The following is a 25,507-nucleotide window of genomic DNA, read 5'->3' on the forward strand; positions in this document are numbered from 1 at the left end:
GCGAGGCGTGGACGATCAGCTGGTGCCGGCCTCGGCCCGGCCGCGCTCGACCGAGCCGTCGGGCCGCCATCCCGGAGGCCCGAGCACGTAGCCGAGCTTCTCGCGCCACGTGGCCGCCGCGCGGACGTCGGCGGCCATCTTGCGGTAGTCGCCGTACTGCAGCGTCAGCAGGTTGTGGGTCTCGACGGGGTGGGTCAGTCCGTAGCGCGGGCGGTGCAGCTCGGGCTGGAACGTGCCGAACAGGCGGTCCCAGACGATGAGGATGCCGCCGTAGTTCTTGTCCAGGTACTCCGGATCCGAGCCGTGGTGCACCCGGTGGTGCGACGGCGTGTTGAAGACCCACTCGATGGGCCGCGGCAGCTTGCCGACCATCTCGGTGTGCACGAAGAACTGGTAGATCAGGTTGGCCGCGAACGCTGCGAACAAGGTCCAGGGCGCGAAGCCCAACAACGGCAACGGCAGCCAGAAGAAGAACTCGAACCAGGGGTTCCACTTCTGCCGCAGCGCCGTACCGAAGTTCATGTACTCGCTGGAGTGGTGGGCCTGGTGTCCGGCCCAGCCGATCCGCACGCGGTGACTGAAGCGGTGGTGCCAGTAGTAACAGAAGTCCAGCGCGATGATCAGCGTCGGCCAGTACCACCAGGCCGAGGTCGACAGCTCGAACAGCGCCGCGTGGGCGAAGACGAACACGAACCCGAAGAACGTGATGACCTTGAAGGTCGTCAGGAACACGATGGAGCCGACGCCCATCGAGATCGACGTGCGCGCGTCCTTGAACGCGTAGCCCGTGACGTTGTCGTCGTGGTCGAGCCACCGCAGGGCGGCGACCTCGATCGCGATGCTGAGCAGGAAGAACGGCACCGCGTAGGTGACCGGGTTCTTCATCGGGTCCAGGAGTTCCTCGAGCACGCGACCACGATACGGCCTCGATGTGACTACGCTCACACGCCATGGGCATCGATCCGGCCGGACAGGTCATCGTCGTCACGGGCTCCTCCAGCGGGATCGGCGCGGCCGCCGCGCGACGCCTCGCCGCACGCGGTGCGACGGTGTGCCTCCTGGCCCGGCGCGCCGACGAGCTCGAGTCCCTCGCCGCCGCCATCCGCACCGAGGGAGGCGCCGCCGAGGCGTACCCGGTCGACCTCACCGACGACGACTCCACTGCCGCCGCCGTCGAGCAGGTCCTCGGTGACCACGGCCGCATCGACGTCCTGGTGAACAACGCGGCCCGCTCGATCCGGCGCCCGATCGTCGAGTCCTTCGACCGGCTGCACGACCACGAGCGGGTCATGGCGATCAACTACTTCGCGTCCGTGCGGTTGATCCACCTCGTACTGCCCTCGATGCTGGCGCAGGGCCGCGGACACGTGGTCGTCAGCTCGACCTTGTCGACCCAGGTGCCGATCCCTCTCTTCTCGGCCTACCTGGCCAGCAAGAGCGCCCTCGAGTCGTACGTCCGCTCCCTCTCTGCAGAGTTGGGTCACGCGGGGATCACGACCTCGACGGTGCACTTCCCGATGGTGCGCACCCCGATGTCCGGGGGCACCGAGATCTACCGAGCGATGAAGATGATGAGCCCCGACGACGCGGCCCGCTGGATCGAGCGCGCCGTCGTGTCACGCCCTTCGCGGATCGCGAGCGCGTTCGGCGTCGCCGGCGAGACGTCGATGGCCCTGGCCCCTGGCATCGTCACCCGGGCGACCGCGCCGTTCTTCCGCCGGATGGACCGTCAGTTGGCTCGGCGGACGGCCGCCGGCGACGTACCCGAGTAGCATCGGCCGCAGGCGGCCACCACCCCCGGTCGTCACCGATTCAGACCGGTCCGGAACCACCCCTCCCGGCCAGGAAGAAGGACTCATGGGCGCGCCCAGCAGCTTCGGAACCCACCACGAGCAAGTCGTGTTCTGTCACGACGAGGCCTCCGGTCTGCGGGCGATCATCGCCCTGTACTCCACCGCACTGGGCCCGGGCCTGGGTGGCACCCGCTTCTTCCCCTACGCCTCCGAGACCGACGCGCTCGCGGACGTCCTCAACCTCAGCCAGGGCATGGCCTACAAGAACGCGCTCGCCGGACTCGACCTGGGCGGCGGCAAGGCCGTCATCATCGGTGACCCGCGCACCGACAAGTCCGAGGCGCTGCTGCGGGCCTACGGCCGCTTCGTCCAGTCGCTGAACGGGCGCTATTTCACCGCCTGCGACGTGGGCACCTACTCCATCGACATGGACGTCATCGCGCGCGAGTCGGACTTCGTCACCGGCCGGACGGTCGACCACGGCGGCGCCGGCGACTCCAGCGTCCTGACCGCCTTCGGCGTCTACCAAGGCATGCGCGCCTCCGCCCAGTTCACGTGGGGCGACCAGTCGCTGGCGGGCAAGCGCGTCGGCATCGCCGGCGTGGGCAAGGTCGGACGGCACCTGGCCGCCCACCTGGTCGAGGAGGACGCGCGCGTCGTCGTCACCGACATCGACTCCGAGGCGGTGGCGCGTCTGGTGCAGCAGTACCCCTCGATCGAGGTCGCCGAGTCGACCGACGCCCTCATCGCAGCCGACCTCGACGTCTACGCGCCCTGCGCCCTCGGCGGTGCGCTCGACGAGAAGAGCCTCGAGACGCTGACCGCGAAGGTCGTCGCCGGCGCGGCCAACAACCAGCTGGCCCACGAGGGCATCGGCAAGCTGCTCTCCGACCGGGGGATCGTCTACGCGCCCGACTACTGCGTGAACGCCGGCGGCGTGATCCAGGTGGCGGACGAGCTGGATCCGAGCGGGTTCTCGTTCGAGCGGGCGAAGGCCCGGGCGACCGGCATCTTCGAAACGACCCTGTCCGTGCTGGAGCGCGCGGCGAGCGAGGACATCACGACCGCGGAGGCCGCGGACCGCCAGGCCGAGCAGCGCATCCGCGAGATCGGACGACTCGGGCAGATCCGGCTCCCCTGACCGTCAGGCGGCGCTCAGCAGGAGGGCCATCCCGCCGACCGCCGAGACGCACAGGATCCCCGCGCGGGCCGCGCCGATCGACAGCCGCGGCGCGACGACCAGCCCGACCACCGTGCCGACCCCGAGCGCGGCCAGCATCTGCCACGACGGCAGCACCAGGCCGACCACCACGGCGGTGACGAGGTTCTGCACGATCAGGAACGTGTGCAGCGTGCCGCGGGTCTGCGCGGGGGTCCAGGTCGAGTTGGCGGCGTAGAGACCGACGGGTGGCCCGCCCACTCCGCCCACCACGTTCAGGCCGGCGCTCATGATGCCCGTCGCGATGGTGCCCGCAGGCCGACGCAGCCATGCCGACCGCCATCCGGACGCGAGCATCGCCACGCCGACGACGACGCCGATCCCGCCGGCGACCGCGAGCCAGGTGTGGTCGAGGGGCGCCAGCGCCCAGGCGATCAGCGGTGTCGCGGCGAGTGTGGGGACCAGGAGCCGCAGCGCGTCGCGCCGCTGGGCGTGGCGCCCCTCCCGCAGGAGCGGCAGCCCCGACGAGCAGGCCGCCAGGAGCACGACCAGGGCGACCCCCTCCGCCGGCCCGCGCACGGCGATCAGCACGGGTGCGGCGACGAGGGAGAATCCCATGCCGGTCGTCGCCTGGGCGAAGGCTCCGACGAGGACGGCGAGCAGGACGAGGTCGCCGGACGACAGTCCGGCGAGGAGCTGATCACTCATCGGCGAGCGGGGTCGAGCCGGTAGCGGCGCTGGAACACGATCGCCACGACCATCAGTGCGGCCGGCAGCACGGTGAAGCCCCACAGCAGCGCCTTCATCGCCGAGTCGGGCTGCGTCACCTCGACGTCGGCGGTGCTGGAGACGAAGCCGCCCACGGCCAGCGCGGCCGAGTACAGGTACGGGCCGGCCGCCGTTCCCAGCGCCTCGGTGGCCGTCCAGACCCCCGTGTACGCGCCGGCCTGGGAGTCGCCCTTCTCCTCCGCGGCCGCGACGGCGTCCGGCACCATCGAGAAGGCGAACAGCTGCAGGCCGGCGAACGCGAAGCCCATGACCGCGACGACCACGACGGACACGGCGACCGCGTCCAGCCACGCGCCCAGCGCCACCGCCAGCGAACCGACGACGAAGATCAGCTGGGAGAGCAGCAGACCGCGCTGCTTCCCGATCCTGCGGGAGAGCCTCAGCCAGATCGGGCCGGCCAGGACCGCGGGAGCGAGGAAGCAGCCCATGAACACCGCCGTCAGGCCCGCGCTGTCGAAGACGTAGCGCGTGAAGTACGGCAGCGCCGCCATGAACAGGTGCGTCGTGGTGCCGGTGAACAGGTAGGACAGGACCAGCATGCGGAAGTCGCGGTCGGCCCAGGCCACCTTCACGTCCGCGATCGTCGAGTGCCCGGCGGACTCGGCCGGTGCCCGGAAACCGCACGCGTCGGTCAGCCGGCGCACGCCCAGGATCGCCACGAGAGCCGACACGACCATCACGACGGCCAGGACGGCGGCCATCGTCGTGTAGTCGCCGCGCTGCTCGCTGGACACGAGAGCGGGCGCGGCGACGCCGGCGCCCAGCAGTCCGACCGTCAGGAACAGCATCCGGAACATGAAGACGCGGGTGCGCTCGTGGTAGCCGATCCGCAGGTCGGACGGCGTGGTCAGGTAGGGCACCTGGAACATCGCGAACAGCAGGTTGCCGACGATGTACCAACCGCCGACCCATGCGGCGGCGGGTGCGCCCTCGAGCGAGGACGGGACCGTGAACATGGCCACCATCGCCAGGCCGAGGGCCACGCCCCCGGTCATCATGCGGCGCCGGTGTCCGAGTGCTCGCGCCTGGCGGTCCGAGCGCGAGCCGATCATCGGGTGGATGACGACGTCGATGATCTTCGGCAGCAGCAGGGTCAGGCCGGCGAGAGCGGCGGCGACCCCGAGGATGTCGGTCAGGAAGTACAGCAGCAGCAGGCCGGGCACCGTGACCCAGACGCCCATGCCGAACGAGCCGGAGGCGTAGGCGGACAGGGCGCCGACGGGCGCGCGGGTCGACTCGTCGATGGGCGCGTCCTCACGGGCGCTCATCGGACGCCCGCCGTTCCCCGGTGACGTGCGACGACGCCGGCGGCGAGCTCGGCACCGTCGAACGCGCCGGCGGCGGCGCGGCCGGCGAGGGTGCGGCGGACGATCCCGTCGGTGACCTGCGGCAGGTGCCGGGACAGGAAGAACTCCACCGCTCCCCTGCCCGTGGTGGTGATGTCGCGGCGGGCCCGAGCCGACAGCGCCGCGAGGTGGATCGCGTCGACGACGCCCTCGAGGGACTCGTAGCTGCTCATGCCCTCCAGGGACAGCCCCGCCTCGCGGGTGGAGTCGTGGATGGGGCTGCGGACGGCGGACGGATAGACGCAGGTGACCCCCACGTGCGTGCCCAGCTCGAGTCGCAGGGCATCGGCATAGGCGACCATCGCGCGCTTGGAGGCGCCGTACGCCGCTGCCAGCGGCAACTGCATGACGGCCATGCGCGAGGTGACCATGACGACGCGGCCGCGGGACGCGACGAGCGCGTCCACGCACGCCGCCGTGATCCGCCACGTGCCGACCAGGTTGATCTCGAGCTGACGACGGACCTCGTCGCCGGGCGCGAGCTCGGCCGGGGCAGGCCCGCCGATGCCGGCGTTGTTGACCAGCACGTCGAGCCCGCCGAGCAGGTCGATGGCCCGGGCGACACCGGCTGCGGCCGAGTCGTCGTCGGTGATGTCGCACGCGACGACCTCGAAGGGCTCGTCCCCCGCCGGGGCGATGTCGAGGCCGACCACGACGGCCCCCTCGGAGACGAGACGGCGGCCGAGCTCGCGGCCGAGCGTGCCAGACGCGCCGGTGATGAGGACGCGGCGCCCGGCGGCGGGCCGGCGGGGTGTCAGGAGCGAGAGCTTCATGCGGGGACCTCCTGGGAGACGGGACGGAAGGTGACGGCGCCGCGATCGGCGCGGGCGGCGCCGGCAGCGATCTCCTTCGGCACGGCAGCGACGTACTCGTCGAAGTCGATGCGCATCATGGGCCGCTTGTTCCCCCATCGGGCGACGGCGGCGGCATACGTCGACTCCACGACCGCTCGCTGCTCGTCCGGCGCGGGCAGGCCGTAGCGGCCGCCGAGGTGCGCCGCGACGAGCTTGCCCTGTGCCTCGACCACGGGCAGCGCGGCGCCCGTCGACTGCATGAGTCCCACGAACGCCAGACCGGGATCGTCGAGGTGGAACACCCGCTGGTAGAGCGGCAGTCGCTCCGGGTCGGCGCCGATCCACCGCTCACCCAGGAACGGGATCGTGACGCGATAGCCGGTCGCCCACACGATGACGTCGGCCTCGTCGGACGTGCCGTCCGTGAAGTGGACACGCGATCCCTCGAAGCGTTCGATACCGGGCCGCGGGACGACCTCGCCGTGCGTGACGCGGTGCAGGATCGTGTCGCTGATCGTCGGGTGGTTCTGGAACAGGCCGCCGGCGGGGGCAGGGAGGCCGTACGACTGCGGTGTGCCCACCGCGACCCGCAGCATCGTCTCGGCGACCTTCTGGCGAACCCGCCACGGCAGCGCCGACAACAGGGCGCCGGTCGCGTCGGCGGGCCGGCCGAAGAGGTACTTCGGCACGATGTGGACGCCGTGGCGCGCCGACAGCAGCACCGGGCCGCTGCCCACGTACGAGGCGTCGACCGCGATGTCCATCGCAGAGTTGCCCATCCCGACGACCATGACGCGCCGGCCCGCGAACTGCGAGGCGCTGCGGTAGTCGTGCGCGTGCATCTGCTCGCCGTCGAACGTCCCGGGGTACTGCGGCTCGGGCCAGCGCGGGTCCCAGTTGTGGCCGTTCGCGACGACGACCGCGTCGAAGGTCTCGGCGGTCTCGACGTCGCCCGTGCGGGACACGACGGTCCAGCCGGTGTCGGTGCGGTCGACCGAAACGACCTCGGTCCCGAATCGGATCCGCTCGGTGACGCCGAAGCGCTCGGCGTAGTCCGCGAGGTAGCCCGCGATCATCGCGGCGGACGGGTAGTCGGGCCAGTCGGCCGGCATCGGGAAGTCCGCGAACTCGGTGCGGCCCTTGCTCGTGTTGAGGTGCAACGAGTCGTAGGCCGGCGACAGGCCGCTGGCGTTCCCCTGGACCCACAGGCCGCCGGGCCGGTCGCCCAGTTCCAGGACGGTGACGTCCAGGCCCTCGTCCAGCAGTGACTTGGCGGTCGTCAGACCGGCGGCGCCGGCGCCGACAACGGCGACATGAGCAGGCATGTGGGTGATTCCTTCGTGTGACGTGCGTCTCGACGCGGTCATTCAATCGCATGATGGAGAGGAGCGCAAGCAACTCTCACCAGGAGAAACGGAATCCATCAACTGATGGAGCCATGGCGTAGGGTGACGCCATGAGCGAGCAGCCGTCGAGCCGTGACCGCATCCTGGCCGCCGCCTCGCGGCTGTTCGCCGAGCGCGGGTACGACGCCACCAGCACGCGCGCGATCGCTGAGGCCGTCGGCCTCAACATCGCCACGGTGGCCTATCACGTGGGCGGCAAGAGCGACCTCTACCGCGAGGTCATGCGCGAGGCGCACATCGCCCAGCGCGACTCCGTCGAGCAGGCGCTGACCACCCTCCCCGACACCGAGTCGACGCCCGAGGCGGCGCGCGCCGGACTGCACGCCTTCATCGACGCGTACCTGAGCTTCTGCGTGGCCCACCCCGACGTCCCCGCGCTGTGGATGCGACGCTGGCTCGCCGAGGGCGAGATGCTGTCCGAACTCGAGAGCGAGTTCACCGGCCCGCTCGTCGAGCGGGTCGCCGGTCGCGTCCGCGCGCTGCTCGAGAGCGCCCACGTCACGACGAACGCCGACCTGGACCTGCTCGTCTACACGATCGTGTGGACGACCCACGCCTTCAGCCGGGCCGGCGTGGTCGACCCCACGGGTACCCGGGCCCAGCCCACGGATCACCCGACATTCGAGCGATTCCGGCGCCACCTGCACGACCTCGTCGACGGCGCTCTCTCCCTGCCCGTCGCCTGATCCGCGTCACACGACACGGACCGGACTGAGCGGAATTTCGTTAGACAGTTTAACCTTCTAGCGTGAATCGCCGCGCTCAACGCACCTTTCCCCTGGCTCATCTCGTGGGCCCCAAGCGATCGATCGTGGTCGTGTTGCTCGGCCTCGTGGTCGCCGGCCTGATCATGGCGTTCGCGCCCGATCCGACCACCGGCTCGGAGGCCGGCTCGAACCTGCCGGACTCCGCGGAGTCGTCCCAGGCCCGGGCCGCGCTGAAGAAGCTGCCGAACGCGGACGAGGCGCCGGCCATCGTCGTCTACTCCAAGGACAGCGGACTCGACGGGCGTGACCTGGCGGCGATCGCCGAACGCTCGCGCGCCATCGCGTCCGAGCTCGGCGTCGAGGTCAGCCCGCCGGTGCCCGCCGAGGACCAGTCCGCCGCACTCGTCGCCGTGCCGTTCGAGACGGGCCTGGAGTCCGACGAGAACAAGGACCGGGTCAAGGAGCTGCGCGACCTCGCGAAGCAGGACCTGCCCGACGGCGTGAAGGCCCAGGTCACGGGCGCACCGGCCGTCCAGGCCGACCTCGGTGCCGTGTTCGCCGGTGCCGACGTGCGCCTGCTGGCCGTCACCGCCGCGGTCGTGGCCATCCTGCTCATCGTCACGTACCGCAGCCCGTGGCTGTGGCTCGTGCCCCTGACCGTCATCGGCATCGGCGACCGGGTGGCCGCCCGCGCGCTCGAGGGCGTCTCGGGCGCGTTCGACGTGGGCATCGACGGCTCCATCACCGGCATCACGTCCGTCCTCGTCTTCGGCGCCGGCACCAACTACGCCCTGCTGCTGATCGCCCGCTATCGCGAGGAGCTGCGCCGCCACTCGTCGCGGCACGAGGCCATGCGCACCGCCCTCGGCGGAGCGGCCCCGGCCATCTTGTCCAGCTCGGGCACCGTGGTCCTCGCACTGCTGTCGCTGCTGATCGCCGACTCGCCGTTCGTCAGCGCGATCGGCTGGTCCGGGGCGCTCGGCATCGCGGTCGCCGTGGCGTTCGCCCTGCTCGTGCTGCCCTCGGCCATGGTCATCCCGGGTCGCTGGCTGTTCTGGCCGTTCGTCCCGCACGAGGGCGACGCCGACCCGGCCGAGAAGGGCTGGTGGTTCCGCGTCGGCAAGGCGGTCACCTCCAGGCCGTGGCCGACCACGATCGCGGCCCTCGCGGTGCTGACGGCCATGGCCGCGGGCCTGCTGGGCCTGAACACGGGCCTGGGCCAGAGCGAGCAGTTCCTCGACACCCCGGAGTCGATCACCGCCCAGGAGACCCTGCAGGACGCGTTCCCCGCCGGCATCTCCTCGCCGACCACGGTGGTCACCTCACCGGACAAGGTCGAGTCCGTCGTGGCCGCGGCGAACCAGGTCGAGGGCGTCGAGAGCGCCCGGCCCGCGAACGCGTCGGACGACCTCGCCGAGGTGCAGGTCGTGCTCTCGGTCGAGCCCGAGAGCGAGAAGGCCCTGACCACCATCGAAGGCCTCCGCACGGCCGTGCACGACGCCGATCCGGACTCGCTCGTGGGTGGCACCGACGCGCAGGCCCTGGACGAGAACCAGACGGCGTCCGACGACCGCTGGCGCGTCATCCCGATCGTGCTCGTGATCGTGCTGATCATGCTGCTGGTGCTGCTGCGCTCGGTCGTGGCCGCGGTCCTGCTGTGTGCGACGACCGTGCTGTCCTACCTGTCCGCCCTGGGTGTCGGCTGGGTGCTGTTCGACCGGGTGCTCGGCTGGTCGGCGATGGACGTCAGCACGCCGCTGCTCGCGTTCATCTTCCTGGTCGCGCTGGGCGTGGACTACAACATCTTCCTGACCGCGCGAGCGCGCGAGGAGATGGTCGTGACGGGCGATGCGACGGCCTCGATCGTCAAGGCGCTCGCCGTCACGGGCGGCGTCATCACGAGCGCCGGCATCCTGCTGGCCGCCGTGTTCGCCGTCCTGGGCGTGCTGCCGCTCGTGCTGCTGGCGCAGCTCGGCGTCATCGTCGGATTCGGCGTGCTGCTGGACACCGTGCTGGTGCGTGGCGTCGCGACACCGGCCATCGTGGCGCTGTGCGGCCGCTGGTTCTGGTGGCCCAGCAAGATCTCCCGATGACGAAAGGCTCCGGCGGTCGGTGAGACCGACCGCCGGAGCCGCCCGGGCACCGCAGTGCCCCTACAGGTGTCGCTTCAGTGGAGTCCGTCGTCAGACGACGGAAGGAGACATCGCCCAGCTGCTCAACTGGCGGCCGGGCCTCCCAGTTCCTTGGCGAGATCTACGTACTGGTCCGGGATCGGGTCACCGGACTCTCCGTGAAGCTCTCGGGCCAGATCATTGAAATCGGTGTCCAATGTCCGGTACTTGAGATCGCGAGCGACCTTGGTCTGCTTCGCTTTCGCACGGCCGCGGCCCATGGGCTCGACCCCCTCGCACTCAGTGGTTCACAATGTCGTGCTCCCAAGCGTACCGAAACGTTCCCAGAAAGCATGCAGGGCCCCCGGTTCGGCGCGTTCGCGAACCGGTATTGCAGCGAATATTTCAGATGAGAGTGACCGAACCGCCCGGTCCGTGCTCGTCGGCGGCGCCGACCTCGCCCGCGATCCAGGCGTCGACGCCGTGCTCGGCCAGCAGGGAGACGGCCGCGTCGGCGGCGTCGGGGGCCACGATCGCGACCATGCCGACGCCCATGTTCAGCGCCTGGTCCAGGTCGGCCTGGGCGACGCCGCCCAGCTGACCGACGAGGCCGAAGACCGGTGCCGGGGTCCAGGACGAGCGGTCGAGCCGGACCGAGACCGACTCGGGCAGCACCCGCTCGAGGTTGGCCGCCAGGCCTCCGCCGGTGATGTGCGACATCGCGTGCACCTCGACGGCGTCGGCCAGCGCCAGGCAGGGCTTGGTGTAGAGCCGCGTGGGCGTGAGGAGCTCCTCGCCCAGAGTGCGGCCGAACTCGGGGACCTCGCGGTCGAGCTTCCACCCGGCGATGTCGAAGAAGACGTGACGCACCAGCGAGTAGCCGTTCGAGTGCAGACCCGAGGACGCCATCGCGATCACGACGTCGCCCGCGCGGACCCGATCGGCGCCCAGCAGGCGGTCGGCCTCGACGACACCCGTGGTGGAGCCGGCGATGTCGTACTCGTCGGGGGCCAGCAGGCCCGGGTGCTCGGCGGTCTCGCCGCCGAGCAGGGCGGTGCCCGTCTCGGCGCACGCCTCGGCGATGCCCTTGACGATGTCGGCGATCCGCTCGGGCACGACCTTGCCGGTCGCGATGTAGTCGGTCAGGAACAGCGGCTCGGCGCCGCAGACCACGAGGTCGTCGACCAGCATGCCGACGAGGTCGAAGCCGATCGTGTCGTGGCGGTCCATCGCCTGGGCGATGGCGACCTTGGTACCGACGCCGTCGGCACTGGTGGCCAGCAACGGCCGCGTGTAGGACTTGAGAGCGGAGGCGTCGAACAGGCCGGCGAAGCCGCCGATCCCGCCCACGACCTCGGGACGGGTCGCGCGGGCGACCCACTGCTTCATGAGCTCGACGGCGCGGTCGCCCGCTTCGATCGAGACTCCGGCGGAGGCATACGAGGTCACTGGATCACCTTCAAGGGCTCGGTCCCGTTGGCCGGCAGCTCCAGGAGGTGCTTGCCGATGAGGTCGTCGTCGGGCAGCTCGATCGGGTAGACCCCGTCGAAGCAGGCCCGGCAGAGGTTGTCGCCCGGGACGTTGGTCGCCTCGATCAGGTCGTCGAGCTCGACGTAGGACAGGCTGTCGGCGCCGATGGAACGGCGGATCTCGTCGACGCTCAGGCCGGTGGCGATCAACTCGGCGCGCGAGGCGAAGTCGATGCCGTAGAAGCAGGGCCACTTCACCGGCGGACTCGAGATCCGCACGTGCACCTCGGCCGCGCCGAACTCGCGCAGCATCCGCACGAGCGCGCGCTGGGTGTTGCCGCGGACGATCGAGTCGTCGACGACCACGAGGCGCTTGCCGGCGATGACGTCGCGCAGCGGGTTGAGCTTGAGTCGGATGCCGAGCTGGCGGATCGTCTGGGACGGCTGGATGAAGGTCCGCCCGACGTAGGAGTTCTTGACCAGGCCGTGGCCGAACGGGATGCCGCTCTCCTCGGCGTACCCGATCGCCGCCGGGGTGCCCGACTCCGGCACCGGGATGACCAGATCGGCCTCGACCGGGGCGGTGCGCGCCAACTTGCGGCCGATGCGCTCGCGCACGCTGAACACGCGCTGCTCGCTGATCGTGGTGTCAGGGCGCGCCAGGTAGACGTACTCGAAGATGCAGCCCTTGGGCGCGGCCTCGGCGAACCGGCTGCTGCGCAGGCCGTTCTCGTCGATGGCGACGAACTCGCCGGGCTCGATCTCACGGATGTACGAGGCGCCGACGATGTCGAGGGCGGCGGTCTCACTGGCGATGACCCAGCCGCGCTCCAGCCGGCCGAGCACGAGCGGGCGGATGCCCTGGGGGTCGCGGGCGCCGTAGAGGGTGGTCTCGTCCATAAACACGAGCGAGAAGGCACCACGCAGCTTCGGCAGGACCTCGAGCGCGGCGTCCTCGACCGAGCGGTCACGGTAGGACGCGAACAGCGAGGCCATGACGGAGGTGTCGGTCGTGGCGGTCTCGGCGTGAGCGGACTTCGGGTCGCCGGCCGTGCGCTCGAGCAGCAGCTGGACGAGCTCGTGGGTGTTCGTCAGGTTGCCGTTGTGGCCCAGCGCGACCGACCCCTGCGCCGTGGGGCGGAACGTCGGCTGCGCGTTCTGCCAGACACTGGCGCCGGTGGTGGAGTACCGCGCGTGGCCGATCGCGACCTCGCCCTGCAAGGACTCCAAGGTGGCCTCGTCGAAGACCTGGGAGACGAGTCCCATGTCCTTGTAGACCAGGATCTGGCGGCCGTTGCTGACCGCGATGCCGGCCGACTCCTGCCCGCGGTGCTGCAGGGCATAGAGGCCGAAGTACGTCAGTTTCGCGACTTCCTCACCGGGCGCCCAGACACCGAAGACACCACAGGCGTCCTGGGGTCCGGCATCGGCGGGGTCGAGCTCGTGGGTCAGGAGACCATCTCCGCGGGGCACGGATTCAGTCTAGCGGCCACCCACGGGCGCCATGACCACCACGGGAAGGTCGAGAAGCCGACACAAACAGTCATGGCTGCTTGGAAGTCTTCCACTCGGGACTCGGGCGGGCTACCGTGTGAGCCACCTCACAGTCACTGTCTCGTCACCGTCCCTCAGGAGACCCCATGACCGACGCCACGTTCATCGCCGACCACGCCCGCGCCGCAGCGGACGCCGCCCCCGACGAGACGGGGTGGATCTACGAGGGTCGCGAGTGGACGTGGGCGCAGGCGTGGGAGTCGGTGCGCCGTACCGCGGGCGCCCTGTCGGCCGACGGCGTCGGCCACGGCGACCACATCGCCGTGGTCGACAAGAACAACCCGGCGATCCTGCAGCTGGTGCTCGGCGCCAGCCTCGTCGGCGCGGCCACCGCGATCGTCAACTGGCGCCTCGCCGGCGACGAGCTGGACTACACGATCAACGACTCCGGCGCGAAGCTGCTGTTCGTCGGCGCCGAGCTGATGGACCAGGTCGAGGTCATCCGCGACCAGCTCACGACGGTCGAGAAGATCATCGTGATGGGCGGTGAGGCCGACGAGTTCGAGGCGTGGCAGTCGGCCGGCGAGCCGCTCGACCAGTCGCCCGACACGAGCCCCGACGACCCCGTCGTCGTGATGTACAGCTCCGGCACGACCGGGCGGCCCAAGGGCGTCCTGCTGACCCAGCGCAACCTCGTCGCCCACACCGAGAACGCCGATGCGGGCATCGAGTACCCCGAGGGCTCGAAGATGCTCGTGGCGATGCCGATGTTCCACGTCGGCGGCACCTCGTACGCGATGTTCGGGATCAAGAACCGGGTGCCGGGGCACATCATCCGCGAGGTCGAGCCCACGGCGCTGGCCGGCGCCATGATGGCCGGCGTCACCCACGCGTTCCTCGTACCCGCCGTCGTGGCGATGCTGCTGCAGGCCGGCGACGACGCGATGAAGCTGTTCAGCGGCCTGCGTGCGTTCTCCTACGGCGCGGCCCCGATGCCCCAGACGATCCTGCGCGGTGCCCAGCACCACTGGCCGGACACGGCGTTCTACCAGGTGTACGGCCTGACCGAGTTCTGCGGCGTCGTGACGATGCTGCACGACGACGAGCACCGCGACCTCGAGCACCCCGAGCGACTGCTCTCCGCCGGCAAGCCCATCCCGGGCGTCGAGGCGCGCGTCGTCGACCCGGCCACCCTGCAGGACGTGACCCCCGGCGAGGCCGGCGAACTGTGGTTCCGCACCGCGCAGGCCACGCCCGGCTACCACGGTCGGCCCGACGCCACGGCCGAGCTCTACGCCGGGGACGGCTGGGTCCGCACCGGCGACATCGGCCACATCGACGCGGACGGCTACGTCTACGTCGAGGACCGGATCAAGGACATGATCATCACCGGTGGCGAGAACGTGTACTCGCCGGAGGTCGAGCGCGTGCTGTCCGAGCACCCCGACCTGCTCGAGGTCGCCATCATCGGCGTCCCCGACGAGACGTGGGGCGAGTCGGTCAAGGCCGTGGTCGCCCTGCGACCGGGCGCCCACGCGACCGAGGCCGAGATCATCGCCTGGGCGCGCGAGCACCTGGCGCACTACAAGGTGCCCCGCACGATCGACGTCGTCGAGATGCTGCCGCGCAACCCCTCGGGCAAGATCCTCAAGCGCGACCTGCGCAAGCCCTACTGGGCCGGCGGCCGACAGGTCTGAGCCGTCGCGGTCAGGAGACCGACTCGATGACGACGTCCTTGGCGGGGGCGACGCCGTCCGGGCCGTTGCCGTCCTTCTCGATGGCGCGCGCGACGGCCAGGCCGGCGTCGTCGACCTTGCCGAAGACGGTGTAGCTCGGCGGCAGCTGGGCGTCGGCGAGCACGATGAAGAACTGCGAGCCGTTCGTGTCGGGGCCGGCGTTGGCCATCGCCAGCGTGCCCGCCGGGTAGGTCTCGTCGCCGCTCAGCTCGTCGTCGAAGCTGTAGCCCGGTCCCCCGGCGCCCGTCGCGGACGGGTCGCCGCACTGCAGCACGAAGCCCGGCACCAGGCGGTGGCACTTCGTGCCGTCGAAGTAGCCCTGCTCGGCGAGGGAGACGAAGGAGTTGACCGTGCAGGGCGCGGCGTCGGGCGTCAGCGTCAGCTTCATGTCCCCGCGGTTCGTGGCGACGGTGAGCGTGTCGGCGGACTTCGGCTCGGACGGCGGCAGCTTGGCCTCCTTCGCGGCCGAGCCCTCCTCGACGTACGTGCACTTCCCGGCGCTGGAGTCACCCTCGTCGTCGCCACCGCAGGCGGCGAGCACGGGCACGGCGAGGAGCAGCAGGGCCAGGAGTCGTAGACGCATGCGCCGGATTCTACCGACCCGTCCCCCGGTCGAGCGGGAGCAGTGGCGTGAGGTCGGACCGCTCGCCGCTGGCGCGCACCGAGGCGTCCGTCCACGCGAGCGTGCCGCGACCCAGGGCGATCCAGGTCTCGGGATCGGTCTCGACCACCGCCGGAGGGGTCCCCCGCGTGTGACTGGCTCCCTCGATGCACTGGATCGCCGCGAACGGCGGGATCCGCACCTCGACGCTGTGCCCGGGCGCCTTGCGCTGCAGCAGGGCCAGCAGGTGCTTGGTGGCGGCCTTCAGATCGGCGCGCTCGGCCGTGCCGTCGTCGATCCGCTCGCAGATCCGGGCGAACTCGGCCGCAGGGAGCGGGGTCAGCATGCGGGCCATCGGGAGACCGTCAGTCCGGCAGCCGCAGGGCGGAGTGGCGCGGGCGGGGCGCGGCGGCCTTGCCCGCCAGGTACTCCTCGGTCGTGACGCCGGTGACGTCCGCGGGATCGCGGCCCTCCTCGGCGAAGACGCGACGCGCGATGTCGGCCCACGTCTCGACCGGACCACGGCCGGTGACGTGGTGGATGCCGTACGGGGCGCCCGAACGGACCAGGTCGACGATGCCCTCGGCCAGCACCGAGGCCGGCGTGAGGCGGCCGAACTGGTCGTCGACCACCGACGGCGAGACGCCGTTGCGGGCGAGTCGGCGCATCGTGTCGACGAAATTGGCGCCCTCGCCGACGACCCAGCTGGTGCGGACGAGGTAGTTCTTCGGCACGACCGACGTCACGGCCTCGGTGGCCGCCTTGGTCTGGCCGTAGACGCTCAGCGGCGAGACCGCCTCGTCGACCTCGTGCTCCTCGACGGTGCCGTCGAAGACGTAGTCGCTCGAGACGTTGACGAAGGTGAGCCCGTGCGCGATCGCGATCCGCGCCATCGCCGCGACGCCCGTGACGTTGATGGCCCAGCACAGGGTGCGGCCCTCGGGCGTCTCGGCCCCGTCGACGTTCGTGTACGCCGCGGCGTTGATCAGCGTGCCGACGCCGTTCCAGTCGATCGTGTCGAGGGTCTCGGGCCTGGAGAGATCGACCTCGGGGAAGTCGTGGAACTCGGCGTCCGGGAGAAGCTTCTGCAGCGCCTTGCCGAGCTGTCCCCCGGCGCCGATCACGACCGTGCGACGCGGCGCCATGGGCTGGACGTCGGCCAGCATCGGGTGCGCCTTGTCCTTGTCGGACATCTCGGCGATGGGCAGCGGCCACGGGATCGCCAGCTCGGGGTCGAGCAGGTTGACGTTCGCGTAGACGGCGTCGGCGCTCCAGTGGTCGTTGACCAGGTACGTGTACGCCGTGCCGTCCTCGAGGACCTGGAACGAATTGGCGACGCCACGCGGCACGAACACCGCGGTCTGCGGGTTCAGCTCGACCCAGAAGGTGGCGCCGAAGGACTCACCCTCGCGCAGGTCGACCCAGGCACCGAACGCACGGCCGGCCGCGACCGAGACGTACTTGTCCCACGGCTCGGCGTGGATGCCGCGGATCGTGCCGGCGGTGCCGTTGAACGAGATGTTCTGCTGGACGGGCCCGAAGTCGGGCAGCCCGGCGTCGACCATCTTCTCGCGCTGCCAGTTCTCCTTGAACCAGCCGCGGTTGTCGCCGTGGACGTCCAGGTGGACGACGAGCAGGCCCGGGACGGCAGTGGTCTCGATCTTCATCGGCGCTCCCTCACTGTCCCGCTGCGGCGTACTTGGCCTCGGTGGCCGCCTTCGCGGGCCGCCACCAGTCCTCGTTCTCGCGGTACCAGCGCACCGTGTCCTCGAGTCCGGCCGAGAAGTCCGAGAACTGCGGGGTCCAGCCCAGCTCGGTGCGCAGCTTCGTGGAGTCGATCGCGTAGCGCAGGTCGTGCCCGGGGCGGTCCGTCACGTGCTCGAAGTCGTCGGGCTCGCGGCCGAAGAGCTGCAGCAGCGCCTCGACGACCTCGCGGTTGGACTTCTCGCCGTCGGCGCCGATGAGGTAGGTCTCGCCGATGCGTCCGGACTCGAGGATCGTCAGGACGGCCGAGTTGTGGTCGTCGACGTGGATCCAGTCGCGGACGTTGAGGCCCTCGCCGTACAGGCGCGGGCGGATGCCGTCGATCAGGCCCGTGATCTGGCGCGGGATGAACTTCTCGACGTGCTGGAACGGTCCGTAGTTGTTGGAGCAGTTCGAGATCGTCGCGCGGACGCCGAACGAGCGCACCCAGGCCCGGACGAGCAGGTCGGAGCCGGCCTTCGTCGACGAGTACGGGCTCGACGGGTTGTACGGCGTCGACTCGGTGAACCGCTGCGGATCGTCCAGCTCGAGGTCGCCGTAGACCTCGTCGGTGGAGATGTGGTGGTAGCGCACGTCGTGCTTGCGCACGGCCTCGAGCAGCGCGAACGTGCCGATGATGTTGGTGTCCAGGAACGGCCGCGGCCCGACGAGGGAGTTGTCGTTGTGCGACTCGGCCGCGAAGTGCACGACCGCGTCGTGCTCGGCGACGAGCGAGTCGACCAGCTCGGAGTCGGCGACGTCCCCGACGACGAGCGAGACCCGGTCCTCGGGCAGACCCGCGAGGGACTCACGGCTTCCGGCGTAGGTCAGCTTGTCCAGCACGGTGACGCGGTCGTCCGTGCGGTCCACCACCTGACGGACGAAGTTGGACCCGATGAACCCGGCACCGCCGGTGACCAGCAATCGCATGCGCACGAGCGTACCGTCCGCCCGGCGACCTCGGTCCCGCCGATCGCATAGGGTGCAACCCATGCGTGGCATCATCCTGGCCGGGGGAACCGGCTCGCGACTGCACCCGATCACCCTCGGCGTCAGCAAGCAGCTCGTCCCCGTCTACGACAAGCCGATGATCTACTACCCGCTGTCGACCCTCATGGCGACGGGCATCCGGGACATCCTGATCATCACGACGCCCCACGACGCCGAGGCGTTCGAGCGTCTCCTGGGCGACGGCTCCCGCTTCGGCGTGAACCTGACGTACGCCCAGCAGCCCTCCCCGGACGGCCTGGCACAGGCGTTCATCATCGGCGCGGACCACGTCGGCGCCGAGGGCGCGGCGCTCGTCCTGGGCGACAACATCTTCTACGGGGCGGGCGTCGGCACCAGCCTGCACCGGTTCGACCACACCGTGGGCGCGGCCGTGTTCGGCTACCACGTGGCCGACCCCACGGCCTACGGCGTCGTCGAGTTCGACGAGACGGGACGGGCCATCTCCCTGGAGGAGAAGCCCGAGAAGCCGCGCAGCAACTACGCGGTGCCCGGCCTGTACTTCTACGACAACTCCGTCCTCGAGCGCGCCCGCGTGCTGCAGCCGTCGGCCCGCGGCGAGCTCGAGATCACCGACCTCAACCGCACCTACCTGGACGAGGGGACGCTGCAGGTCGAGGTCCTCCCCCGCGGCACCGCGTGGCTCGACACCGGCACGTTCGACGACCTCGCCGACGCGGGCGCCTTCGTGCGCACGATCGAGAAGCGACAGGGACTCAAGGTCTCGTGCCCCGAGGAGATCGCCTGGCGCCAGGGCTGGCTGACCGACGACGAGCTGGCGACGCTCGCCCGCCCGCTGGTCAAGAGCGGCTACGGCGACTACCTCCTGGGCCTGCTAGAGGCCTGAGACGGGCCCCAGCCACGCGTCGAGCACCCGGCCGGTGGCCCCGCCGTCGTCCAACGGTGCGAACCGCTGCCGGAACGCGGTGCGGTCCGCGCCGGACGTGTCACCGTTCATCAGGACGTCGATCGCCTCGTCCGTCGAGGTGACGACGGGGCCGGGCGGCATCTCGTGCAGGTCGAGGTAGAAGCCGCGTTCGTCGCGGTACTCGGCGGCGTCGGGCACCAGCAGGATCTGCGGCCGCTCGGTGACGGCGAAGTCGAACATCACCGAGGAGTAGTCGGTCACCAGCACGTCCGCCGCCGCCAGCAGCGCCGTGATGTCGGGGTGGGCCGTCACGTCCACGACCCCCGGCGAGGCGAGCAGGCCGCGCCCCGCGGCCGCGTTGCTGTGGCTGCGGACCAGCACGGTGGCACCGGTGCGCTCGTGGACCCGGGCCGCGTCCAGGTGCGACACGAAGGCCCGCCGGCCGCGGGCGTCCCGGGCGGAGTCACGCCACGTGGGCGCGTAGAGGACGACGAGCTCGTCCCCGAGCCCGAGCGCCTCGCGGGTCCGTCGTCGCACGGGCCCGTCGTCACCGTCCAGCGCGAGCGCGTCGTTGCGGGGGTAGCCCTCGACGATCGTGCGCGCCCCGGACGCCAACGCCCGGGGCAGCACCCCGGCGGCGTAGGCGTTCTGCGCCAGCAGCGCCTCCCAGGCCTTGGCCTCGCGCTCCATGGCAGCCGTGTAGCCGGCCGTCAACCGCGGGTTCTCGATGTCGTGGCCGATCCGCTTGAGCGGCGTGCCGTGCCAGGTCTGCAGGTAGCGCTGGCCCTCGCGGAACCGGACGTAGTGCGGGAACTCGGCGTTGTTGACCAGGTACCGGGCGTGCGTGAAGGCCTCGTGCCACTCGCGCGAGTGCAGCAGCACCGGGCGCACACCCTCGGGCACGGCCACGGAGTGGTCGGTGACGATCCAGTCGACCGGGATGCCGCGCTCGACCAGGCCGCGGGCGATCGGGGCGACGCTGTCACCGGCGCCGGTGCCGCTGAAGCACATGACGACGGCGCGCTCGCGCAACGGCCCCGCGTGCTCGCGGATCTCGTCGAGCAGCAGCCGCTGGCGGCGGCGGCCGCGGTCCGCGACGGGGATCGGGTTGCGCACCACGAGCGAGACGTCCGCCTCGCCCGGCGACCATCCGCGCGCGGTGACGAACAGGTCGACGAAGTCGATCGCCCGGTCGGCCAGCGACCGGCACAGCGCCTCGGGGTCGTCGAGGTCCAGGGGCACCTCCGCCGTGACCGCGTAGCGGCCGGACGGGATCGTCGCGACGGTGCCGAATCGCTGGGCGACCGCGTCCAGGCTCAGCGGCGACGTACCGCTGCCCCACTCCTGCGTCAGGGCGGCCACCCGCAGGTCCACGCCGTCGGCCGTGAGTCGCACTCCGGAGTCCGTGGCGAGCACATCGACGGAGCGGACCCGCTGATCGAGCGCCGGGATCGTGATCTCGGTGCGACGGACCACGCCGTCGACGGTCACGGTGACGGCGAGGGTGATCGGCTCGCTGCGGTCGAGGTCGAGCCGGACCCACCAGGACGCCTCGGTCTGGTCGGCCCACCGCTCGCCGCTCTCGGCGTCGGCGACCGCGTCGGGCCGCATCGTCACCTCGGGCACGACCGTGCCGCGGCTCGTGGTGGCCTCGACGGCGACCGTGTCAGCCGTCGGGTCGAACGTGATGCCGGAGATGAACGACGTGCCCGCCACGTAGACGGGCGACGAGCCGGCCACCTCGACCGCGACGCGGGCCACGAGATCGTGCTCCTGGGCCACGAACATCCAGTCGGGCGCGTCGACCGGCTCGCCCAGCCGGATCCGGTGGGTGCCGCGCTCGACGAGGAAGGACGGACCGTGGACGGTGCGCGACTCGGCCAGCATGTCGACGACGTCGCGGTGGTCGATCGACGCGCTGTACAGGGCCACGCGATCGCGCACCGGCAGGTTCAGCCAGTCCTCACGGGACCAACCGGGAGCCGCCGCGGCGACCTCGGCGACGAGGGCACGCCAGCCCGGCTCGTCGAGGCGGAAGGCGGTGCGGACGCGCTTGGCCATCGCCGCAGGAGACGGCGCATCGCCGGCACTGTGCCGGCGCAACCGTTGAAGCGCTCTGCGCACGAGGTCCACGGCGTCAACCTACCGGCGCGACGACCCTCTCGCTGTTCCGGCGTCGCTCGCGAGGGAGCGCTCGGTAGCGGTGGTGACGTTGCCACGCGTGACCCTCGCGCCGTCTGAACCCGACCACGTTCTCGACCCGATCGAGCCGGAGTTGCCAGCCCTGATCGTGCACTTCACGGTGGTGTCGGGAGCAGAGCAGGACACCGTCGTCGACGGTGGTCGGGCCGCCTCGGGACCACGGCATGACGTGGTGACTCTCACACCAGCCGGGCGGTCGGTCGCGGCCCAACAGGACAGCATCACGTCGAAGGAGATTCCTCGGCCGCGTGGTCGCGCTGCCACCAGACGGTCAGTTGCTCGCGCGGGACCTTCGGCTGGACGACGACCTTGAGTCGGCGCGGGCCGGCGAGCGCCAGGTAGCCCTGGCGGTCCTCCAGCTCGAAGTCCCACGGCAGCTGCAGGGCGAGCGCCTGGTCGACCAGGCCGGGCACCTCGTGCTCACCGAGCTCGGCGGGGATCTCGACGTCCGCCGGGTCCGTCAGCTCGCCCTTCCACAGCACGACGTCGCGCCGGTCGAGCAGCCACGGCTCCTCACCCGAGAGCGTCGGACCGCCGGCGTCCTGCCGGATCGCAGCCGAGCCCAGCGGGTCGATCCGCGTCGCCACCGCGCGCTGGGTGCGGCCATGGTGCGTGACCTCCACGACGAGCTCGGACACGTCGACGTCGTCAGGGTCCGGCAACGCGAGCGAGAGGTCCCAGACGCTGTCCTCGTTGCTGCGACGCGTGGTGCGCACCCGGTGCCCGATGAACTCGTCGGCCGGGGTCACCGCGAACTCGCGCTCCCAGCCGGTGATGTCGCGCAGCCACGCGCGGCACGTCGGCCGGTCGCCGTCGACGTGGCGGAGCCAGGCCGCGACGGTCAGGCGCAGGCCGGACTCGTCGAGGTACGCCCGCAGGACCGTCGCATCGAGGGGAGTCTGACGTTCGGACAGGACCCGAGCCTCATCGGGGACGTCGGGATCGCCGGCGAACGGGAACACCAGCGCCGGCTGCCCGCCGACGTCGTCCGATCGCAGGGACGGCAGGTCGAGGCCGCCCCTCTCGACGAACGTCGCGACGTCGGAGGACCTCCCGGCTCGCAGCAGCGCGTAGACGACCCGGGCCTCGGCCGGCGACTGTGCGAGGTCGAGATCGGGTTCCGCGAGCAGGTCGAGCGCGCCGCGGAACAGGCGGTCGCGGTAGCCGTCGTCCGTGACCTTCGCGAGGGTGCGCAGGTACCGCGGCACGTCGTTCGACAGCACCTGCGACGCCCGCGACGCCCGGGCGCCGGGGACGGCCGCCAGCGCGTCGAGGCTCAGCGCGATCGCGTCGAAGAAGGCGCCGATCGACCGCTCGGTGGCCTCGCGGGTGATCGAGCCGGGACGGATGCGCCACAGGTAGGTCGGGAACGGCACGAGGTCGATCCGGTCCGCCGCCGCGAAGGCTCGCGCCGTGACCTCCTGGTCCTCGTAGAGGACGCCGGGACGGAACTCGAGCGCCGCGCGATCCCAGAACGAGCGCCGGTAGACCTTCGACCAAGCGGTCGCCTGGGCCAGCACCTCGGGGTTCTCGTGGGCCGTGACCGTCCGCGCCTGCGGCTCGTAGAGGTCGGCGACCCAGGGCGGCGCGGGGCTGGGGGCGTCCACGTCGCGGAACTGCGCGTACGGCAGGAGCGCGTAGTCCGCGCCGCTGCGCTCGAGCACCTCGACCGCAGCGGAGAGCCCTTCGGCGGACACCACGTCGTCGGAGTCGACGAACGTCAGGTAGGGCGCCGTGGCGTGCTCGATGCCGGTCATCCGCGCGGCGCTCAGGCCGCCGTTCGGGCGAGTCACGACCGTCACCCGGGCATCGCGTCGGGCGTACTTCCGGGCGATCTTCGCACTGGCGTCAGGAGAGCCGTCGTCGACCACGATCACCTCGAAGGGCGCCTGCGACTGCTCGAGGATCGAGTCCAGGCACTCCGCCAGGTACTCCTCGACGTCGTAGACCGGCACGATGACGCTGAGCAGCGGCTGGGGAGCCGCCCGCTTGAACAGCCTCACGCGTCCCACCCGAGCAGGCCGTCGACGACCCGCTCGGCGGCGTGCCCGTCGTGGAACCGGTTGAACCGCTCGTTGAAGGCGGCGTAGGCGTCGGCGTGCTCGGCCGCCCACGAGGTGTCACGGACGAGCCCCGCCAACTCACCGGAGTCACGCACGACCGGACCGGGCGCCGATTCCTCGAACGGGAACAGGAAGCCACGCAGCTCGTTCTCGTACTTCTCGAGGTCGGGGACGAAGAAGATCATCGGCTTGCCGGTGATCGCGAAGTCGAACCGCAGCGACGTGTAGTCGAAGATGGCGAGGTCGGCAGCCAGCACGAGGTCGTTGATCTCGGGATGGTCGGTGACGTCGACGACGCCTCCTCCGCTGCCGTGGCGCTGGTCCGACCGGGCGACGGAGTGGTGGCTGCGCTGCAGCACGACCACGTCGTCGCCGAGCTGCTCGGCCAGGGCCTTGACGTCGAGGAGTCCGGGGTCCGCCGAGGTGTTGTCTCCGCGTGACAGGTCCTCGCGCCACGTGGTGGCGTGCAGGACGGCCGTCTGGTCGTCGCGAATGCCGAACAGGCGACGCGTCCTGCGGCGCACTTCGGCGGCGTCGTCGGCCAGCAGCGAGTCGGTGCGCGGCAGTCCGTGATCGAACGCCGGACCGTCCCAGTCGTAGGCCTCGCGGTAGAACTCGGCAGCCTCGGGATACGGCAGGCAGATGACGTCCCAGTAAGCCGAGCGACGTGTGGTGGCCTCGTACTCGGCGCGCCACGGCGCCATCCGCCGCACGAAGTCGGGCCGGCCCATGCGCTTGAACGGCTGGCCGTGGAACGTCTGCAGGTACACCTGGCCCGGACGCAGCCGCGTGTAGGCACCCACCTCGGTGTTCTTGACGAGGAACTTCGAGGTCGCCAGCGCCGAGTACCACTCGCGCGTCCCGGCGATGACGCGCTTGGCGCCCTCGGGCAGGGCGACGGAGTGGTCGACGGTGCCCCAGTAGAGCCGCAGCCGCGGGTCGCGACGGCGCAGCTCGCGGTGGATCGCGGCCTGGCTGTCGGTGGCGACCTCGGCCCAGTAGCACTGGAACATCGCCGCACGCGCGTCGACGGGTGCCTCGAGGGCCTCGTACGCCTCGCGCAGGTAGCGCTGGCCGTACATCGTGTTCTCGTCGGGCAGCCGCGGCTTGATCAGCCGCAGCCCGTCGTGCGTGGTGTGTCCCACGAGCGGACCGTCGGCGAGGTCGGCGGGCCAGTCGACCAGCTCCGCGGCCAGCGGCACCGGCTGCCCGTCCGCGATCACGGCGTAGTCCCCCACCGGGAGCGGAAGCGGGCCCCGGCCCCAGCGGTCGGCGGTGCCCGGGAAGACGGCGCGGAAGCTGGAGCCCAGCCGGCTGAACTCGTCGGCCGTCACCGTGACGGACGCCGACTCCAGCGTCGGAGCGGTGGTCAGACCCCGTCCGCGCACCACGATCGTGCCGCGCTCGAGGTCGATGCCGTCGATGGCCGGGCCGATCGGGTCGGCGGGCACGACGAGGTCGAGGCGGCCGCCGGCGGTGCGTCCCGCGAGGCGCACCTCGACCTCGAGGTCGAGCGCCTGCTCGGGGCCCATCCTCGAGAGCGGCAGCTCGATCGCCCAGGTGCTGCGGTCGTACGTCTCGCGCCACATCGCGGCGCCGCCGCGGTGCCCGGAGGTCTCGCCGATCCACTCCGCCCGCACCCCGGGCGTGACGACGACCAGCTCGGGCACGGCACCGTCGGCGTCGATGTGCGCGAAACCGGCACGGACGACCGCCTCGAAGCGGTCGTCGACCACGCGCGCCCGGACGACCTCGCCGGCGAATCGCGTCTCGGAGGTGGCCAGCACGAAGGTCTCGCGCGGGATCGACGGATCGTCCCAGCCCGGCAAGTGCACGACCGGCTCGCCCTCGTGGAGTCCGGCGGCGAACTGGCGCACGTCGAGCAGGCCGTGGTCGAGCGCGGCGTGGAGGGCGGCCAGGTCGTCGTGCTCGAGATGGTGCAAGGCGACCTTCGCCCAGGACGGGACCCGACGCACCAGCGCCGCACGGTCGACGCCGTCCAACCATTCGGGCAGTCGCTCGCGCAGCTGCGCCTCGACGCTGCCGTCGAGGTCCTTGGGGAGCTTGCGGACCAGCGCAGGGAACTCGCGGGCGAGGACGTCGAGGGGCTTCGCCGGACCCGTCGCCAGGTCCCGCACCCGCCGCGTGAGCGACCGCAGCTTGCCCATGTCACCTACGCCTTCGCCGATCATCCCGGACGGCGTCGATGCTATACGCT

At 71.1% G+C, this 25,507-nt stretch carries 22 protein-coding genes; 6 read left to right on the forward strand and 16 right to left on the reverse strand.

Annotation, left to right across the window (positions count from 1 at the left end; all coding sequences use genetic code 11):
- Window positions 1–15: 15 nt before the first annotated feature.
- Window positions 16–909, reverse strand: a complete 894-nt coding sequence (locus tag H9L21_RS13385; protein WP_249379069.1) for a sterol desaturase family protein — start codon at window positions 907–909, stop codon at window positions 16–18.
- A 41-nt stretch (window positions 910–950) separates the two neighbouring features.
- Here H9L21_RS13385 and H9L21_RS13390 point away from each other — a divergent pair, with 41 nt between their 5' ends.
- Both H9L21_RS13390 and H9L21_RS13395 read left to right on the forward strand, forming a co-directional pair.
- Entirely contained in the window at window positions 951–1,772 is an 822-nt protein-coding gene (locus H9L21_RS13390) for an SDR family NAD(P)-dependent oxidoreductase (protein WP_154596497.1), read from the forward strand.
- A gap of 85 nt (window positions 1,773–1,857) precedes the next feature.
- The gene (locus tag H9L21_RS13395) at window positions 1,858–2,934 is read left to right on the forward strand and encodes a Glu/Leu/Phe/Val dehydrogenase dimerization domain-containing protein (protein ID WP_154596496.1); all 1,077 of its coding nucleotides are present in this window, start codon (window positions 1,858–1,860) and stop codon (window positions 2,932–2,934) included.
- 3 nt (window positions 2,935–2,937) lie between these two features.
- Here the strand turns inward: H9L21_RS13395 and H9L21_RS13400 are convergent, their stop codons facing one another.
- From H9L21_RS13400 to H9L21_RS13415, 4 genes are read right to left on the reverse strand one after another with little or no spacing between them, the layout of a single operon-like run.
- The gene (locus tag H9L21_RS13400; protein WP_154596495.1) at window positions 2,938–3,660 is read right to left on the reverse strand and encodes a TSUP family transporter; all 723 of its coding nucleotides are present in this window, start codon (window positions 3,658–3,660) and stop codon (window positions 2,938–2,940) included.
- Window positions 3,657–5,009: an MFS transporter gene (locus tag H9L21_RS13405; protein ID WP_154596494.1), complete on the reverse strand. Its 1,353-nt coding sequence runs from the start codon at window positions 5,007–5,009 to the stop codon at window positions 3,657–3,659. Before H9L21_RS13405 ends, H9L21_RS13400 begins: the two co-directional genes overlap by 4 nt.
- Entirely contained in the window at window positions 5,006–5,860 is an 855-nt protein-coding gene (locus H9L21_RS13410) for an SDR family NAD(P)-dependent oxidoreductase (RefSeq protein ID WP_154596493.1), read from the reverse strand. Before H9L21_RS13410 ends, H9L21_RS13405 begins: the two co-directional genes overlap by 4 nt.
- Window positions 5,857–7,206 (reverse strand): flavin-containing monooxygenase, encoded by a 1,350-nt coding sequence (locus tag H9L21_RS13415; RefSeq protein ID WP_154596492.1) that lies wholly within the window; start codon window positions 7,204–7,206, stop codon window positions 5,857–5,859. The genes H9L21_RS13410 and H9L21_RS13415 overlap by 4 nt, the downstream gene beginning before the upstream one ends.
- Window positions 7,207–7,337: 131 nt before the next feature.
- On the opposite strand from H9L21_RS13415, the gene H9L21_RS13420 reads away from it, so the two are divergent.
- Together H9L21_RS13420 and H9L21_RS13425 are read left to right on the forward strand one after the other, a co-directional pair.
- A complete protein-coding gene (locus H9L21_RS13420; RefSeq protein WP_154596491.1) occupies window positions 7,338–7,973 on the forward strand; it encodes a TetR/AcrR family transcriptional regulator in 636 nt (211 codons plus the stop codon).
- Between the two features lie 62 nt (window positions 7,974–8,035).
- Window positions 8,036–10,087, forward strand: coding sequence for an MMPL family transporter (locus H9L21_RS13425; RefSeq protein WP_222865792.1), 2,052 nt, complete (start codon window positions 8,036–8,038; stop codon window positions 10,085–10,087).
- A 122-nt stretch (window positions 10,088–10,209) separates the two neighbouring features.
- On the opposite strand, the gene H9L21_RS13430 is transcribed toward H9L21_RS13425, so the two are convergent.
- The 3 genes from H9L21_RS13430 to purF form a co-directional block, all read right to left on the reverse strand.
- The gene (locus tag H9L21_RS13430) at window positions 10,210–10,386 is read right to left on the reverse strand and encodes a DUF3073 domain-containing protein (RefSeq protein WP_146826240.1); all 177 of its coding nucleotides are present in this window, start codon (window positions 10,384–10,386) and stop codon (window positions 10,210–10,212) included.
- Between the two features lie 124 nt (window positions 10,387–10,510).
- Window positions 10,511–11,554 carry a phosphoribosylformylglycinamidine cyclo-ligase gene (gene purM / locus H9L21_RS13435; protein ID WP_187411569.1) on the reverse strand — a complete coding sequence of 348 codons (1,044 nt, stop codon included), beginning with the start codon at window positions 11,552–11,554 and terminating at the stop codon, window positions 10,511–10,513.
- A complete protein-coding gene (gene purF / locus H9L21_RS13440) occupies window positions 11,551–13,047 on the reverse strand; it encodes an amidophosphoribosyltransferase (RefSeq protein WP_187411570.1) in 1,497 nt (498 codons plus the stop codon). Before purF ends, purM begins: the two co-directional genes overlap by 4 nt.
- 167 nt (window positions 13,048–13,214) lie before the next feature.
- On the opposite strand from purF, the gene H9L21_RS13445 reads away from it, so the two are divergent.
- Window positions 13,215–14,765: a long-chain-fatty-acid--CoA ligase gene (locus tag H9L21_RS13445; RefSeq protein WP_154596490.1), complete on the forward strand. Its 1,551-nt coding sequence runs from the start codon at window positions 13,215–13,217 to the stop codon at window positions 14,763–14,765.
- A 10-nt stretch (window positions 14,766–14,775) separates the two neighbouring features.
- On the opposite strand, the gene H9L21_RS13450 is transcribed toward H9L21_RS13445, so the two are convergent.
- From H9L21_RS13450 to rfbB, 4 genes are read right to left on the reverse strand one after another with little or no spacing between them, the layout of a single operon-like run.
- Window positions 14,776–15,387 (reverse strand): peptidylprolyl isomerase, encoded by a 612-nt coding sequence (locus H9L21_RS13450; RefSeq protein ID WP_154596489.1) that lies wholly within the window; start codon window positions 15,385–15,387, stop codon window positions 14,776–14,778.
- 10 nt (window positions 15,388–15,397) lie between these two features.
- Window positions 15,398–15,760: a sterol carrier family protein gene (locus H9L21_RS13455; protein ID WP_222865793.1), complete on the reverse strand. Its 363-nt coding sequence runs from the start codon at window positions 15,758–15,760 to the stop codon at window positions 15,398–15,400.
- Between the two features lie 10 nt (window positions 15,761–15,770).
- The gene (locus H9L21_RS13460) at window positions 15,771–17,072 is read right to left on the reverse strand and encodes a sugar nucleotide-binding protein (RefSeq protein WP_154596488.1); all 1,302 of its coding nucleotides are present in this window, start codon (window positions 17,070–17,072) and stop codon (window positions 15,771–15,773) included.
- A gap of 10 nt (window positions 17,073–17,082) precedes the next feature.
- Window positions 17,083–18,078, reverse strand: coding sequence for a dTDP-glucose 4,6-dehydratase (rfbB, locus tag H9L21_RS13465; RefSeq protein ID WP_154596487.1), 996 nt, complete (start codon window positions 18,076–18,078; stop codon window positions 17,083–17,085).
- Window positions 18,079–18,139: 61 nt separating this feature from the next.
- Between rfbB and rfbA the strand changes: the two genes are divergently transcribed.
- Window positions 18,140–19,003 carry a glucose-1-phosphate thymidylyltransferase RfbA gene (rfbA, locus tag H9L21_RS13470; protein ID WP_154596486.1) on the forward strand — a complete coding sequence of 288 codons (864 nt, stop codon included), beginning with the start codon at window positions 18,140–18,142 and terminating at the stop codon, window positions 19,001–19,003.
- Here the strand turns inward: rfbA and H9L21_RS13475 are convergent.
- The 4 genes from H9L21_RS13475 to H9L21_RS13490 all read right to left on the reverse strand — a co-directional run bounded on the left by H9L21_RS13475 (window position 18,992) and on the right by H9L21_RS13490 (window position 25,457).
- On the reverse strand, window positions 18,992–21,085 hold the full coding sequence (locus H9L21_RS13475; protein ID WP_154596485.1) for a CDP-glycerol glycerophosphotransferase family protein: 2,094 nt from the start codon (window positions 21,083–21,085) through the stop codon (window positions 18,992–18,994). The genes rfbA and H9L21_RS13475 overlap by 12 nt on opposite strands.
- Window positions 21,086–21,161: 76 nt before the next feature.
- Window positions 21,162–21,437, reverse strand: a complete 276-nt coding sequence (locus H9L21_RS13480) for an HNH endonuclease signature motif containing protein (protein WP_255467064.1) — start codon at window positions 21,435–21,437, stop codon at window positions 21,162–21,164.
- Window positions 21,438–21,447: 10 nt separating this feature from the next.
- Window positions 21,448–23,229: a glycosyltransferase family 2 protein gene (locus H9L21_RS13485; protein WP_154596483.1), complete on the reverse strand. Its 1,782-nt coding sequence runs from the start codon at window positions 23,227–23,229 to the stop codon at window positions 21,448–21,450.
- The gene (locus H9L21_RS13490; RefSeq protein ID WP_154596482.1) at window positions 23,226–25,457 is read right to left on the reverse strand and encodes a CDP-glycerol glycerophosphotransferase family protein; all 2,232 of its coding nucleotides are present in this window, start codon (window positions 25,455–25,457) and stop codon (window positions 23,226–23,228) included. The genes H9L21_RS13485 and H9L21_RS13490 overlap by 4 nt, the downstream gene beginning before the upstream one ends.
- Window positions 25,458–25,507: the final 50 nt, after the last annotated feature.

Source organism: Aeromicrobium senzhongii, from assembly GCF_014334735.1.
GTDB classification, from domain to species: Bacteria; Actinomycetota; Actinomycetes; order Propionibacteriales; family Nocardioidaceae; genus Aeromicrobium; species Aeromicrobium senzhongii.